General features: G+C 71.0%; 1 protein-coding gene. It reads right to left on the reverse strand.

Annotated elements, in window-relative coordinates; genetic code table 11:
• A partial coding sequence (locus AB4091_RS21930) for a hypothetical protein (RefSeq protein WP_442295041.1) occupies positions 1-328 on the reverse strand: 328 nt, incomplete at its 3' end.
• Between the last annotated feature and the right edge of the window lie 100 nt (positions 329-428).

Genomic DNA, 428 nt, shown 5'->3' on the forward strand with positions numbered 1-428 from the left:
CTTCACGCTCAGCCTTCGGCAGGCTCGTGGCCGCGCCCCAGGCAGCCGCGAGCACGCGCAGGGCGGCATCCTGCTGCTCGGGGCTCTGTGGTCCACGCTGCACGGCCTCTTCCGTGCGGAAGAACTCGTGGTAGCGCGGCAGCTTCCCGACCATGGCGGCGCCGACCAGCGCCGCGGTGTTCCATGCGGTGCGGTTGCGCATGGCCATCTCGATCTTCATGCGCGCCAGGGCGGCGTGCATCTGGAGCGCATAGAGGCGCGGCGTCAGCGCCCAGAACCCATCGGGCGGGAACCCCGCCGCGATGTAGTTCCGGTAAAGCTGCGCCAAGGTCACTTCGCCCGGCGCCTCCGCGGGCGATGTCGCTTTCCCGCGGCTTCCACGGGCGTGTCGCCCTCGGCCGGCATGGAGGCCTCGATCGCCTTGCGGA

This window comes from Terrabacter sp. 2RAF25 (assembly GCF_052115265.1).
Lineage (GTDB): Bacteria > Actinomycetota > Actinomycetes > Actinomycetales > Dermatophilaceae > Terrabacter.